We start from the raw sequence: 15314 nt of genomic DNA, 5'->3' as shown, positions 1-15314 counted from the left end.
CATGGCCAATTCATTTGGTATTGATATTGGAACACAGAACCTAAAGGTTTTCAGTGGTTCTAACAATTCAATCACTAATATTAAAAACACAATTGCTATTGTTAATAAGAATCAGATGTATTCTTACGGAGATAGCGCATATTCTATGTACGAGAAGGCACCTGAGACAATCAATGTTTCTTTCCCAATCATCTCTGGTGTTATTGCAGATTTTGATAACATGCAAACATTACTTTTCCAGGTTTTAGAGCATGATCTTAAGGGTAAAATCAAAGGCAGCGATATTGTAGTTGCTGTACCAACAGATATTACAGAAGTAGAAAAGAAGGCTTTTGCAGATTTATTCAGCAAATCAAAGAACAAGCCTCATTCAATCCGTGTATGTGAAAAGCCTATCGCATCAGCTATCGGTCTTGGACTTGATGTATCTGAGCCAACAGGTGTTATGGTTGTTGACTTAGGTGCAGACACAACTGAAATCTCAGTTATCTCTTTAGGTGGTTTAGTATTATCAGAGCTCCTTCCATTCGGAGGAAATCAGATTGATGAATCTATCGTTACATACTTAAAGCGTAACTTTAATCTTGTTATTGGTCAGAAGACTGCTAAGCAGCTTAAGGAAGAAATCGGCTCAGCTCTTGAGGGCAGAGGCGGTAAGCTTACTGTTGTAGGTCGAGACGTAGTTAGCGGTCTTCCAATCGAAATGGAAATCGAAAGTGACACAATCTACAATGCTATCAAGACTGATTTAGAGGCTTTCTGTGCAAACGTAAAGCTTATTCTTGAAAAGGTTCCACCAGAGCTTGCAAAGGATATTGTTCATTCTGGTATTTATCTTACAGGTGGTACATCACAGCTTTATCAGCTTACAGATTTATTCTCACAGGTTACTAACATCAAGGTTAATGCCTTTGAGGATCCTCAGGAATCTTGTGTTAGAGGTTTAGGTCAGGTTCTTTCAGATTCTAAATACAAGATTTATGGATATAGCATGAAAAATAGAATTTTTAAATAATAAAGAGGAAATATGAGACAAAGAAAAAACGGCGGAAGTATTCAAAGTAAATACTTACTCATGATTTTATCTATTCTTTGCATAATGCTTTTATTTTTTAGCTATTCAACAAGTTTTTCAGGTGGACCTCTTAAGACTATTGCTAACCATATGTTTATTCCTATGCAAAAGGGAATTGATTACATTGGAAGTAGCATTGCAGTTTCATCAGCCGATACCAAGACAAAAGAAGAGCTTGTTAAAGAGAATGAAGAATTAAGAGCACAGGTCGATGATTTAAATTCGACTATTAGCAACATGGAGCTTAAGCTAAAAGAGCTTGATGAACTTCAGGATTTATACGAGCTTGATCAGACATATTACGATTATGAAACAACTGGAGCTAGAATCATTGGTAAGGGAACCTCTAACTGGTTCAATACCTTCACCATCGATAAGGGCTCTAAGGATGGAATAGAAAAGAACATGAATGTCATTGCAGATGGTGGCCTTGTTGGTATTGTTTCATCTGTTGGCGAGTCTTATTCAGTAGTTAGAGCTATCATTGATGATACATCTAATGTCAGCGCAACTATTTCATCTACAGAAGACAATTGTATTGTTTCTGGCTCACTTGAAAGCATGACAAGCGACAACCTTATTTTATTCTCTAATCTTGATGACGACGAAGATAAGGTTGCTATTGGAGATATTATTGTTACTTCAAACATATCTGATAAATATTTACCAGGTTTAATGATTGGATATGTTTCTAGCGTTTCCTTAGACGAAAACGAACTTACAAAATCTGGAACAGTTACACCAGTAGTTGATTTTAAACATCTTTCAGATGTATTAGTTATTTTACAGCAAAAGGAGTCTTATCAGAAATGAGTGACGTTAAACAGCAAATTAAAAAAGTAATAATAATTGCTATCGTCATTTACGTAAGCTTCCTTCTACAAATGGGCGTTTTCAGTCGTCTTAGACTGGCGGGAGTTACTCCCAATGTCATCATTTGTATAGTTTCTACCTATGGTTTCATGAAGGGTAGAAGATATGGAATTTTAACAGGCTTCTTTTCTGGATTATTATTAGATATTTTTTCAGGAGGAATCTTCGGTACTTATGCATTAATTTACATGTATATCGGATTCCTCAATGGCTTGTTCAGAAAACAGTTTTTTGGTGATGATTTAAGATTGCCTATGATTTTAATTGGAACAAGCGATTTTATATATGGAATAATTACATTCTTAGTTTTATTTGCTATCAGATCTCAGCATGATTTTTACTTTTACTTGATGAATATCATTTTACCTGAGGTTGTTTATACTTTATTAGTATCCATTTTTGTTTATTATATTATTCTTCACTTAAACAATTGGGTAGAAAAATTAGAAAAGAAAGGTTCTGATAGAATTGGAAATTATTAAGGACTTTTTAAAAAACTTTTTATCATCACGTATTCGTGTAGTTTCAGTAGCAATGATTGCATTTGCTACTGTTCTTATTTCACGTCTTTTTTATTTACAGATTATTAACGGTAGTGAATACCAGGATAACTACAATCTTAAGCTCGAAAAAACAGAAACAATTCCAGCCACAAGAGGAAACATTTACGATAGAAATGGAAATCTACTTGCCTATAACGAATTAGTTTATGCTGTTACCATCCAAGATAATGGTACATATAGTTCCAAAGCTGAAAGAAGTGAGAGCCTCAATAGGGAAATCGGTCGTATTGTAAAGAAGCTAGAACAAAACGGCGACAGAATCGATAATAATTTTGGTATTTTTATTGATTCTTCAGGTCAGTATCAATTTTTAAGCTCTGGAACATCTTTACAACGATTTAGAGCTGATGTTTTCGGCAAAAACAGTATTGATGATCTAGAATATAACGAAAAACTTGGTTTTGATGAGGCTACAGCTACACCAGACCAAATAATTGATTATCTTCAGGGTGACAAGGTTTACAACATCTCTGACAAATATTCCAAGAAGCTTAAATATGAAATAATGGTTGTTCGTTACAATATGGGTCAGAACTCATATCAGAAGTACATTTCAACTGTTATTGCTTCAGATGTATCTCAAGAATCTGTTGCCTTCATCAAAGAAAACATTAACGAGCTTACAGGTGTTGATGTTGAAGAAAAATCCTTACGTAGATACGTAGATAGCGAGTATTTCGCTCATATCATTGGATATACAGGTCAGATTTCTACATCTGAATACAATGAATTATCTAAAACAGATGAAAACGTAGAAACTACAGATGTAGTAGGTAAGTCTGGTATAGAAAAGTACATGAATGATTATCTTTCAGGTACAAAGGGCTATGAGACCATCTACGTAGATAGTGTTGGTAATACCATTGCAGAAGGAGAGTACAAGGCCTCTGAATCTGGTAATGATGTTTATCTTTCTATAGATATGGATTTACAAAAGGCAGCATACATTCTTCTTGAACAGGAGATTGCTGGTATTTTGTATTCCAAGATTCAAAACATAAAGGAATCTAATATCAATTCATCATCAGATGTTATTGTACCTATTTATGATGTTTATTATTCACTTATCAAAAACGGACTTATAGATATCAATGCCTTTTATGACGCTAATGCTTCTGATGTTGAAAAAGCAGTTTTAAAGGCTTATACAGCAAAAGAAAAAGAAGTTTTAAAAACATTACGTACTCAGCTTAGAGCTAACAACGAAGTGGTTTACAAGGATTTGCCAAAGGAATATCAGGCATATTCAACCTATATCGTTACAAAGCTTAAAAGCTTAGGTGTATTTGATGCTAGTGCAATAGATACTTCTTCAGATGTTCAGACAAGTTGGACTTCAGAGGAGATGGCCGTAAATAAATATTTAATCTATGCAATTGAACAAAACTGGATTGATATTACAAAATATGAGTCTGAGGCAAAATACGCCGATACAGAAGAGCTTTACAAGGATTTAGTAGACTATGTAATAGATTATCTTTCTAATGATAGTAACTTTGAAAAGCTTGTTTACAAATATTTACTGTTAGATGATGGTATTACTGGGCAGCAGCTTTGCCAGATTCTATATGAACAGGATATTTTATCTAAGGATGACGAGGACTATGCTGCTATTTCGGGTGGTAAGATAACAGCCTTTGATTTCATGAAAAAGAAGATTAAATCTCTTGAAATCACACCAGGTCAGATTGGCTTGGATCCATGCTCTGGTTCAACTGTTATGCTTGATGCAAAAACAGGCGAAGTACTTGCCATGGTTACATACCCAGGCTATGACAATAATAAATTAGCAAATTCAGTTGATTCTGATTACTATTCATATTTGACCAACAGTGCGGCAAATCCTTTGTATAACTATGCTACACAGCAGCGCACAGCTCCTGGTTCTACATTTAAGATTGTCAGCTCTACAGCTGGTCTTTCAGAAAATGTCATCACAACATCTTCTGAAATCGTGGACTTGGGTCAATTTACAAAGGTATCTAACAACCCTAAGTGTTGGATTTATCCTAGCAATCACGGAAGCATCAATGTTTCTGAAGCCATTAGAGATTCTTGTAACTATTTCTTCTACGAAGTTGGTTGGAGACTTGCTGGCGGAGATGGTGCTTATGATGACGTTAAGGGTATTGATAAGATTACTAAATATGCATCACTTTATGGTTTAGATGAAACTACAGGTGTAGAAATCGAAGAAAATTCGCCTCATATTGCAACAGAATACCCTGTCATGGCGGCCATCGGACAGTCTGATAACAACTTTACAACTGTTGGCTTAGCTAGATATGCTACAGCTATTGCAAGCAAGGGCAATGTTTACAATTTAACATTGCTTGATAGTGTAAAGGATGCGGAGGGTAATGTAATTAAGAATTACAAGCCAACTATTAGAAACACGGTTGATGTGTTAAATAGCTCTGAATGGGATGCTATTCATTATGGTATGAGAATGGTTTGCGAATCATTATCTTCATTTAATGGATTCTCTGTTGAAGTTGCCGGTAAAACTGGTACTGCTCAGCAGGTTTCAAACCGTCCAAACCATGCGTTGTTTATAGGCTTTGCTCCTTATAATAATCCAGAAGTTTCAATAGCAACACGTATTGCTTATGGTTATACTTCTCACAATGCTGCAGAAGTTTCTAAGGATATTTTAGCTTACTACTTTGGAGTTACTGAAACTGAGGATATAATAGATGGAGAAGCAAATATTGTTTCAAATTCAGAAAATCAAGTTACAGATTAAAATTACTGGAGAAGAAAAATGAGTAATGATGCTGTTGTATTAAAAAGTAATAAATACGGATTAACTCTTCAGCTTGATGGAACTATTCCATTTGAAGAATTAATTAGAAAGGTTTGTGAGAAATTCGCTTCATCAGCGGATTTCTTCGGTGAAACCTCTATGATTCTTGAAACCATAGGAAGAGATCTTTCTAACGAAGAGGGCATGATTCTAATTCAGGCTATAGAGCTTAATTCTAAAATAAAAGTTATTTTATTAAATGAAAATAATGAATTAAAAGACACACGAATGATGGGACAGATTGACCGTTTCTATAAGGATGATATTTTTGAAAATGCCAAAATCATTAGAGGAAGCGTCATTAAAGAGGAAATCGTTGAATCTGATTCCAGTCTTGTTATTCTTGGAGACGTTAAGTCTAAGGCTTCTGTTAAGGCTAAAGGAAATATTATTGTCTTCGGTAGCCTTGAGGGTAAAGCACATGCAGGATATCCTGATAATACAGGCTGTTATATCGTTGCAGGAGATTTATCATCAAAGAATTTACAAATCGGCACTGTAACAGGCGAAATCAAGCTTCAGGAAAAATGGTCTTTACGAGTACGTAAGAAAGCCACTGAGCCAATGGGAATCACAGTGTGGAATAAAGAATTATTAGCTGAGCCTTTATCTAGCGGATTATTAAAAAGGATAAAATAAATGTTTCATAATTATAAATTTAAAAATCTAGATATTAAATTAATAATAGCCGTAATAGCACTTACCATTATTGGTATTTTTGTAATCGGTAGTGCCAACGAATCAAATCAGCAAAAACAGATTTTGGGTATGATTTTAGGAGTCTTTGTCATGACTGCGATGGCACTTATTGACTATGATTTCTTACTTCATTTTCACTGGGTATTCTATGGCTTTGTTATAGCTTTACTGCTTTCAGTACTGTTATTCGGTGAAAAAAGTGGTGGTGCTACTAGATGGATTGATGTGGGAATCAGATTTCAGCCTTCTGAATTAGCCAAAATACTTCTTATTCTATTTTTTGCATGGTTTTTAATGATGTTCGAAGAGGATATTAATAAGCCAAAAATTTTGGCTATTACAGCCTTTTTATCAGCACTTCCATTATTTTTAATAGAAAAAGAACCAGATTTGTCTACTACAATTGTCACAATGATGATTATTTGTGTTATGATATTTGTAACAGGAGTTAGTTACAAATTAGTAGGAACGGTTTTAGGTGTATCTATTCCATCAATAATCATTTTGTTGATTCTTGTCAGCCGTGAAGGTCAGACAATACTTGATGAATATCAGGGCCTCCGTATTTTAGCTTGGCTTAAGCCTGAAAAATATCCATCAAGTTCTTATCAGCAACAAAACTCAATCATGGCAATAGGTTCAGGACAGTTACTTGGTAAAGGTCTTGGAAATGAAGCCTTCGATTCAGTTAAGAACGGAAATTATATATCTGAACCTCATACTGATTTTATATTTGCCGTTGCGGGAGAAGAGTTAGGATTTATTGGTTCGGTAATAATAATAGCTTTAATATTCTTTATTACCATTGAGATTCTTCTCATTGCCAAAAGGGCAAAAGATATCGCTGGAAAATTAATTTGTGTTGGAATGGCTGCATTAATAGGCTTTCAAAGTTTTGTTAATATCTGTGTTGTAACAGGACTTATGCCTAATACAGGTTTACCATTACCATTTGTAAGCTATGGTTTAACATCTCTTGTTACTGTATATTTTGGTATTGGAATTGTTTTAAATGTTGGTCTTCAATCAAAAAATAACAACGGGAGGCTTTTTTAAATGAATATTGGATTAGTCGCACACGACTCAAAGAAGAAGCTTATGCAGAATTTCTGTATAGCCTACAGAGGAATCCTTAGTAAAAACGAAATTTTTGCTACCGGTACCACAGGACGTTTAGTTGAAGAGGTAACTAATCTTAACGTGCATAAATATTTAGCTGGTCACTTAGGTGGAACCCAGCAGCTTGGTGCGCAAATCGAGCAAAACGAAATCGACTTAGTAATCTTTTTAAGAGATCCACTTACTGTGAAATCTCATGAGCCTGATGTAAATAGTATTGTTAGAATCTGTGATGCTAACAATATTCCTCTTGCTACAAACTTAGCGACAGCCGAATTGCTTATTAAATCACTTGATAGAGGAGATCTTGAGTGGCGTGAAATGTATAAATAAAATTTCTTCTATCGTATTGATTTTTTGCATGTCATTATCGCTTGTAGCTTGTAAGAATAATTCAGAATCTGTAGCAACCTACAAAATGTATGATACATCCTCAGTCTATGGCATAACACATAGCATGTCATCATCTGATATAGAGATGTTTGCTAAAGATTTATGTGTTGCTGGAACTGATGATTTAGGAACATCTTCTGTGGATTCACAGGTAGCAGGAGCTGCCGGAGCATTTAACATAACTGAACAATCCGTTGTTTATGCTCAAAATCTTCATGGAAAGATGTATCCTGCATCTACAACCAAAATTATGACAGCATATATTGCCTGCCTTGAAGGAAATTTGGATGATTATTATACAGTAAGCGCAAATGCCGTCAAGCAGGATAGCGATTCATCTACAATCAATCTTAAAGAGGGAGATGTTATTTCCTTAAGAGATTTGCTTTACGGACTTATGCTTCGTTCTGGAAATGATGCTGCAATTGCTATTGCCGAAGGACTTTCTGGAGATGTAGAATCATTTGTGGATAAGATGAATAATACCGCCAAATCCATTGGTGCAACAAACACTCATTTTGTTACACCTAACGGATTACATGACGAAAATCACTACACAACAGTTTATGATATGTACCTCATTTTAAATGAGGCCATGAAAAACGAAACCTTTTACACAATATTCACTGCTAGTAGTTACACAGCAAGCTATACTAGTGGGGGTTCTCCTAAAACAGCAGAATGGAATACAACTAATCAATATACAACTGGTAAAATCACCACTCCAAGCGGATTTACCGTAATTGGCGGAAAAACAGGTACTACAGGTGCTGCAGGATATTGCCTCGTATTATTATCAGAAAATGAGGACCATGATAAAATCATATCCATTGTTTTTAATGCAGATTGCCGCTCTAATTTATATTTATTAATGAACGAAATCTTAAGTAATTATTGTACTTAAATTACTATTTAGGTTTTTATAGTGTTATGCTATGATAAATATATAATAAATTTTAAGGGAGGTATTTGGACATGGTGGAAATTATTTCAGGCGAAAAGGGTAAAGGCAAAACAAAGTACTTACTTGACAAGGTAAACAATGACATCAAAAATGTTGATGGTGCAGTTGTTTACATTGACAAAAACAAAAAGCACATGTATGAACTTGATTCAAAGATTCGTTTGATAAACATGGGGGATTATCCAATCGAATCATCTGGTGAGTTTCTAGGTTTTCTCAGCGGAGTTTTATCTCAGAATTCCGATATCGAAGAAGTTTTCCTTGATAGCTTTTTAACGGTTTCTAATATCAAAGATAACGAAGCATTAACAGATGCCCTTAATAAGCTTGATGAAATTTGCAACATGTTTAGCGTTAAATTCGTATTATCAGTTAGTAAAAACGAAAAAGATTTACCAGAGAATGCGAAAGGAAAGATTATCGTATCTTTATAATAAATAAATCTTAGGGCACGAAAACGTGCCCTATAATTATGTATATATGAAAAATAATAAGAATAACAAAATAATTAAATACCCGAGACAATATCATTTTTCTATAGGATTTATTATTATTGGCGTAATGTTTATTTACATGTTTTATCACTTATTTACCTATATTACAGCTGATAATATTACGATATATGAGGTTTCTCAAGGCTCAATATCCGCTAATCTTGAATATAATGCACTGGCTATTAGACAAGAACAGGTTATAACTGCAGATAATAGTGGCGATATTCTATATCTCGCAGAAAACTTTGGTAGAGTAGGAGCTAAAAGTCAGGTTTACGCTTTAGATACAACTGGAGAAATCCTATCATCAATCGAAGAATCCACAGCAAAATCTGAAATTCAGCTGGATGAATCTTCGTATGCCAAACTACAATCTATTGTTTCTAATTACATGCTAAGCTATGATCCTACATCATTTAATAAAACATATGCTTTCAAAAATGAATTAGAATCACAGGTTGGACAGCTTTATACAGTATCTGCCATGGAATCAATGGGAGACACACTGCAGGCAGCCATTTCTTCAGGTTCTTTTAACATATATAACAGCCCTGTACCTGGATTAGTTGTTTATTCAGTAGATGGATTAGAAGATATTACTGTAGATTCATTTGTCTCAGATTCACTTGATATATCAAACTATTCTGCGGTAAACCTTAAAGCTCAGGAATCCGTAGTTGCGGGACAAGCTATATATAAAGTGATTACATCTGATCACTGGAATCTGGTTTTAGAGGTAGATAAAAATCTCTATGATTCATTGCAGGAAGATACTTACTTGAAAATAGAATTTTTGGAAGATGAAGTTCAAACCTGGACTACATTGGATTTTACTGAAAAAGCCGGAAAATATTATTTAATTCTTGGTTTAGATGATTCTATGGATAGATATGCTGATTCAAGATTTGTCCATATTAAAATTATAAATAACAATATATCTGGTCTTAAAATCCCTAATTCATCTATTGTGGAAAAGAAATTTTACACTATTCCTAAGGATTATATGACTCAGGGAAACAATGATGATGACGCTGGCTTCATGCTAAAAACTGAAGATGGAAATTCAGTTATTAATCCTACTGTTTACTATGAAACTGATGATTATTACTATATAGATGATGAATTAGTATCACGAGGCGACAGATTACTAAAACCTAATTCAAGTGAAGAATATGTTATAGGAGCAGACATTGGAAAACTAAAAGGTGTGTTCAACGTTAATAAAGGATATGCTGTTTTTAAACAGATAGAAATCCTATATCAAAACGATGATTATTCAATTATCAAAACGGGAACAAGCTACGGTATTTCAATGTACGATCACATTGTTCTTCAGGGAGACGAAGTAGAAGAAAACACAATTATAAATTAGCACTAACAAGGAGCACCTATGAGAAAAGAAGAATTACAGAATAATTTAGCAGATGTAGAAAGAAGAGTAGCAGAGGCTTGCAAGCGTGCAGGCCGAAACAGAGATGAGGTTACTCTTATTGCCGTAAGTAAAACAAAGCCTGTTGAAGATTTACAGGTGATATACGATGCTGGTATTAGAGAATTCGGAGAGAATAAAGTTCAGGAACTTACCGGTAAAATTCCTGAAATGCCAGAAGATATCAATTGGCATTTAATCGGCCATTTACAGCGAAATAAGGTCAAATATATTGTAGATAAGGTAAAGCTTATCCATTCAGTAGATAGCTATAGATTAGCTGAAGAAATCAATATTCAGGCTAAAAAGCATGGCGTAACTGTTCCAATCCTTATAGAGGTTAATGTTGCCAATGAAGAATCTAAATTTGGCGTTAAATATGAGGAAGCTAAGCAGTTGTGCGAGGAAATAGCTCATTTAGATGCTGTTCACATTAAAGGACTTATGACAATAGCACCAAATGTTGTGGTTCCAGAAGAAAATAGAGCAAATTTTCACAAAATAAAGGACTTAGCTGTTGACATAGCTAGTGAAAACATTGATAATGTAGATATGGATATTATATCTATGGGAATGACTAATGATTTTGAAGTTGCCATAGAAGAAGGTGCTACACATGTTAGGGTTGGCACAGCTATTTTTGGAGAAAGAAACTATAATATATAGCAAAGAGGAGTAATATTATGTTTGAAAGAATGTTAGACGCAATGCATCTTAGCGATGATTACGATGACTATGATGACGATGAATTATTCGATGACGAAGAAGATAAATCCTTCTTTAACAAGTTCTCTAAGAACAACGAAGAAGACAGACGTCCAGCTTTAAACAAGCCAGCTGAAAGAGAATCTAGAATCTCTAAGCCAGCGCCAAAGATTACACCAATGCGAAATAAATCGAAAGGAACTGTTATGGAGGTTTGTGTTATTAAGCCATCTTCGTTTGAGGATGCCAGAGAAATATCTGAAACATTGTTAGCAGAAAGAACTGTTTTGCTTAACATGAAAGGATTAGATTTAGGAGTTGCTCAGCGTATCATTGATTTCACATGTGGTACTTGCTATGCAATTGATGGTAACCTTCAGAGAATTGAAGATTACATTTTCATCATAACACCTGCGGGAGTTGAGTTATCTGGTGATTTAGCAGGAATCGTAGATGCCTTCGACTTTACAGGAATTCAGACAGGCTTTTAAAATCTGCACCAGGCTTTAGGGTCTGGTGTTTTTATTTATCAAATTTATTTTATATTTAACTTTTATGACCTACTTGAATGTATAGCGGAGAATAAGATATGAAAGACTTGATTATTAATTACGAAGAAAATCCCTGTTATAAGATTTGTTTTAGACCAAACTTTGATGATTTAATCCAAGTATTTAATTCTGAAATAAATCATCAATATGATAGAATTTGTATTGTCACCGATTCAAATGTTTCTAAGTTATATTTAGATGATGTTATATCATGCTTTAACAACGCAAGTGACAAGGTTTTCTCTTATATATTTGAAGCTGGCGAGGCTTCTAAGAATCTTGATACCGTTAACATGTTATATGAGCATTTAATTATTAACAAGTTTACTAGAAATTCTTTACTTGTTGCCTTAGGCGGCGGCGTGGTTGGAGATTTGACCGGTTTTGCTGCATCTACATTTTTAAGAGGTATAGATTTTATCCAAATTCCTACAACATTGTTGTCCCAGGTAGATAGCTCTGTTGGTGGTAAAACAGGTGTAGATTTTAAAGGTTATAAAAATATGGTCGGGGCTTTTTACATGCCTCGCCTAGTCTATATGAATATTGGAACGCTTTCAACCTTAGATGGTAATAACTTTGCATGTGGTATGGGCGAAGTTATAAAAAGCGCTTTAATTGCAGATAAGGATTTTTATAATTGGCTAAAATCCAATCATGATTTAATTTTATCAAAGAGCTATGAAGCCCTTTCATATGCAGTAAATAAATGCTGCCAGATTAAAGGTCACATCGTAGAAATTGATCCAAAGGAAAAAGGCATCAGAGCATATCTTAATTTCGGCCATACTTTAGGTCATGCAATTGAAAAGCTATGTAACTTTAGTCTTGGTCATGGCCAATGCGTCTCTCTTGGTATGGTTTGTGCTTTATATTTATCGGAAAAGTTAAAAAACGTAACTGATTCAGAAATTTTAGATGCAATTAGCATGCTAAGAGAGTATAATCTACCTGTTGCCGTTAAAGGATTAAATGCTTTAGATGTATTAGAGGCGTCTAAATCTGATAAAAAAATGGCAGATTCAAAAATCAAATTTATAGTATTAAAAAATATTGGCGAAGCTGATTCCTATATGGATTTTTCAGATGAGGATTTAGTTTTTGCTATAAATAAGGTGTTAGAATAATGTTTTACAGAAAAAAGAAAATTACTTCATTTATTTTTGCATTATCAGTAGTATTAGTATTAATTTTATTTGACCAGTTTACAAAAGACCTTGCTGTTGCATTCCTAATGAATAAGGAAGATGCTATATTAATACCAGGAGTTCTTCAATTACATTATTTAGAAAATACTGGAGCAGCTTTTTCGTTACTTCAGGGACAACAGATATTATTTGCGATTATCACTCCAATTTTAATTCTTTTCATTATTTACATGTTAGTTATAATGCCAAGAACTAAAAAGTTTAATATACTCAATTATGTGTTATTATTCTTAATCGCAGGTGCTATTGGAAATTACATAGATAGAATCATCAATCATTACGTTGTAGATTTTATATATTTCTCTCTAATTGATTTTCCTGTATTTAATGTTGCAGATTGCTATGTGACAGTAAGTGTAATCGTTTTATTTATCTTGGTATTATTCTATTACAAAGATGAAGATTTCGAGGAAATAAAGAAAAACATAAGGATTAGAAAGAATGGATGAATTTAATCTTTCAATTGAAGATTCGTCTGATGAAGGTATTCGTATAGACAAATATCTTGCATCAGCACTACCAGAAAAATCACGAAGCTACTATCAAAAAGCCATTGATAGTGGCTTTGTTTTAGTTAATGGAAAACAGGTCAAATCCAAATATCAAACAAAGCTTGGTGATGATATTGTTGTCAGCATCGAACCCGTTAAAGAAATAGATATCGAACCGGAAGATATTCCTATCGAAATTTTATACGAGGATAATGATGTTATTGTTGTAAATAAGCCAAAGGGCATGGTGGTTCATCCTGCTCCAGGCCATTATAGCGGCACTCTTGTAAATGCACTTATGTATCACTGTAAGGATTCATTATCAGGCATCAATGGTGAAATTCGTCCAGGTATTGTTCATCGTATAGATATGAATACCACTGGCTCTCTTTTGGTTTGCAAGAATGATAAAGCTCATAATGATATTGCAGCTCAGATTAAGGTTCATTCCGTTAATAGAATTTATAAGGGAATCGTTGTTGGAAATTTCAAAGAAGAAGAAGGCACAATAAACGCCCGTATTGGCCGAAATCCGAAGGATAGAAAGAAAATGGCTGTAGTAAGTGATGGAAGGGAAGCAATCACTCATTTTAAGGTTTTAGAGCAATACAAAGGCTTTTCATATGTTCAGTTTAAGCTAGAAACTGGTCGTACACATCAAATCCGCGTTCACATGGCTCATATTGGCCATCCTTTGCTTGGAGATGACGTTTACGGTAAGCCGGTTAAGAATTTACAAGGACAAACTCTTCACGCCCAGACATTAGGCTTTATACAGCCAACATCTTTAGAATATGTAGAGGTTAACGCACCATTACCTGCATATTTTGAAGATTTGCTTACTAAATATAGAAATTAGTTATCGCTACGCCTAAAATCAACCGCGTTGCGCGCCTGTAGCTTGTGCTCATCTTCAATAGCAGCATAGTAGTCGATAGTAGTATTAATGTTTTCATGCCCTAACACATCGGCTACCAGGCGGATGTCGCCAGTTTCGCGGTAAAGGGCAGTTCCATATGTACTTCTAAGCTTATGTGGTGTGATCTTCTTATTTGGAACCACCATTTTAGCGTATTTCTTTACCAAATTCTCAATCGCATCTACACTAATTCGTTTTCCTTGTAAAGAATAGAAGAGAGCAGTTTCATGGCCTTCAACAGGGATAATATATTCCCTTTCACCGTTAATATAGTCTTTTAGGACTTCTGCAACCTCATCATTGAAGTAAATAATATCCTGTCCGCCACCCTTTCGAACGATTGTTAAAGAATTAACATGAAAATCAACATCAGTTAAATCAAGGCCATTACATTCGCTGACACGAATCCCAGTATTAAGCATTAATGTAAGGATTGCCAGGTCACGGCCACGTGTTTTCTGATTATATTTGCGTTGGCGTTCAGATGTATAGGCGCTGCCTGAATCAATTGCATTTAAAATGGCCTGAACCTCATAATTGTTCATTCGAACAATGTTTTTGTCCTTTTTAAGCTTAGGTAAATCTACAAGCTGCATAGGATCTTTAGTAATATATTCGCGAACCGTTAAGTATTTGTACATGCTTCTAAGTGGCGACAACTTACGTGCAATGGCACGTTTATTGTTTTCATGTTGCTCACCAACAGTATTAAGCTCAAGATATCTTTTATATTTTTCAATATCATCAGCAGTAACTTTATTAAGAAGCCCGTAATCAATTTTTTTGACATCGTCGACCTGTAATTCCACATCTGGACCTGCTAAAAAACGAAAGAAGGTAAGCAGATCATAACAGTATGCAATTAAAGTGCTTGTCTGAGTGGTTTGTTCCTTAGAATAAATATAATCAAGCGCTGGCTTAGGAAGTAGGGCCTGAAGCTCACGTAATTTTACTTTTTGATTTTTTGATTTATCTTTATAGAAATCTGAATCTTTTCCCATAAATAAACCTCCCTTAAATTGCTT

The 15314-nt window shown here is 34.4% G+C and carries 16 protein-coding genes; 15 read left to right on the top strand and 1 reads right to left on the bottom strand.

The window, feature by feature from the left end:
• Position 1 precedes the first annotated feature (1 nt).
• The 15 genes from mreB to G611_RS0111560 all read left to right on the top strand — a co-directional run bounded on the left by mreB (position 2) and on the right by G611_RS0111560 (position 14229).
• Positions 2-1015, top strand: a complete 1014-nt coding sequence (mreB, locus tag G611_RS0111630; RefSeq protein WP_028243757.1) for a rod shape-determining protein — start codon at positions 2-4, stop codon at positions 1013-1015.
• Positions 1016-1027: 12 nt separating this feature from the next.
• The gene (gene mreC, locus G611_RS0111625; protein ID WP_028243756.1) at positions 1028-1888 is read left to right on the top strand and encodes a rod shape-determining protein MreC; all 861 of its coding nucleotides are present in this window, start codon (positions 1028-1030) and stop codon (positions 1886-1888) included.
• A complete protein-coding gene (mreD, locus tag G611_RS0111620) occupies positions 1885-2430 on the top strand; it encodes a rod shape-determining protein MreD (RefSeq protein ID WP_051195243.1) in 546 nt (181 codons plus the stop codon). Before mreC ends, mreD begins: the two co-directional genes overlap by 4 nt.
• Positions 2417-5257: a penicillin-binding transpeptidase domain-containing protein gene (locus tag G611_RS0111615; protein WP_242824282.1), complete on the top strand. Its 2841-nt coding sequence runs from the start codon at positions 2417-2419 to the stop codon at positions 5255-5257. The genes mreD and G611_RS0111615 overlap by 14 nt, the downstream gene beginning before the upstream one ends.
• Positions 5258-5275: 18 nt before the next feature.
• Positions 5276-5956 (top strand): septum site-determining protein MinC, encoded by a 681-nt coding sequence (locus G611_RS0111610; RefSeq protein ID WP_028243753.1) that lies wholly within the window; start codon positions 5276-5278, stop codon positions 5954-5956.
• Entirely contained in the window at positions 5957-7072 is a 1116-nt protein-coding gene (locus G611_RS0111605) for an FtsW/RodA/SpoVE family cell cycle protein (protein ID WP_028243752.1), read from the top strand. It begins immediately after the preceding gene.
• Entirely contained in the window at positions 7073-7468 is a 396-nt protein-coding gene (locus G611_RS0111600) for a methylglyoxal synthase (RefSeq protein WP_028243751.1), read from the top strand.
• Between the two features lie 28 nt (positions 7469-7496).
• Positions 7497-8432 carry a D-alanyl-D-alanine carboxypeptidase family protein gene (locus tag G611_RS0111595; protein WP_242824281.1) on the top strand — a complete coding sequence of 312 codons (936 nt, stop codon included), beginning with the start codon at positions 7497-7499 and terminating at the stop codon, positions 8430-8432.
• A gap of 71 nt (positions 8433-8503) precedes the next feature.
• Complete coding sequence (locus G611_RS0111590; protein WP_028243749.1) at positions 8504-8926, top strand: hypothetical protein; 423 nt, start codon at positions 8504-8506, stop codon at positions 8924-8926.
• 46 nt (positions 8927-8972) lie between these two features.
• Positions 8973-10358, top strand: coding sequence for an HlyD family efflux transporter periplasmic adaptor subunit (locus G611_RS0111585; protein ID WP_155942292.1), 1386 nt, complete (start codon positions 8973-8975; stop codon positions 10356-10358).
• An 18-nt stretch (positions 10359-10376) separates the two neighbouring features.
• Positions 10377-11081: a YggS family pyridoxal phosphate-dependent enzyme gene (locus tag G611_RS0111580; RefSeq protein ID WP_028243747.1), complete on the top strand. Its 705-nt coding sequence runs from the start codon at positions 10377-10379 to the stop codon at positions 11079-11081.
• A 17-nt stretch (positions 11082-11098) separates the two neighbouring features.
• Entirely contained in the window at positions 11099-11611 is a 513-nt protein-coding gene (locus G611_RS0111575) for a cell division protein SepF (protein WP_028243746.1), read from the top strand.
• 98 nt (positions 11612-11709) lie between these two features.
• A complete protein-coding gene (gene aroB, locus G611_RS0111570) occupies positions 11710-12798 on the top strand; it encodes a 3-dehydroquinate synthase (protein WP_028243745.1) in 1089 nt (362 codons plus the stop codon).
• Complete coding sequence (lspA, locus tag G611_RS0111565) at positions 12798-13328, top strand: signal peptidase II (RefSeq protein WP_028243744.1); 531 nt, start codon at positions 12798-12800, stop codon at positions 13326-13328. The genes aroB and lspA overlap by 1 nt, the downstream gene beginning before the upstream one ends.
• The gene (locus G611_RS0111560; RefSeq protein ID WP_028243743.1) at positions 13321-14229 is read left to right on the top strand and encodes an RluA family pseudouridine synthase; all 909 of its coding nucleotides are present in this window, start codon (positions 13321-13323) and stop codon (positions 14227-14229) included. Before lspA ends, G611_RS0111560 begins: the two co-directional genes overlap by 8 nt.
• On the opposite strand, the gene G611_RS0111555 is transcribed toward G611_RS0111560, so the two are convergent.
• Positions 14226-15290, bottom strand: a complete 1065-nt coding sequence (locus G611_RS0111555) for a tyrosine-type recombinase/integrase (protein ID WP_028243742.1) — start codon at positions 15288-15290, stop codon at positions 14226-14228. The two genes, G611_RS0111560 and G611_RS0111555, sit on opposite strands and share 4 nt — an antisense overlap.
• Between the last annotated feature and the right edge of the window lie 24 nt (positions 15291-15314).

Origin of the sequence: Pseudobutyrivibrio ruminis AD2017 (assembly GCF_000424305.1) — a bacterium.
In the GTDB taxonomy this organism is placed as follows: Bacteria; Bacillota; Clostridia; order Lachnospirales; family Lachnospiraceae; genus Pseudobutyrivibrio; species Pseudobutyrivibrio ruminis_B.
The sequence above is the reverse complement of the archived record's forward strand: the minus strand, read 5'-3'. Positions and strand labels throughout refer to the sequence as shown.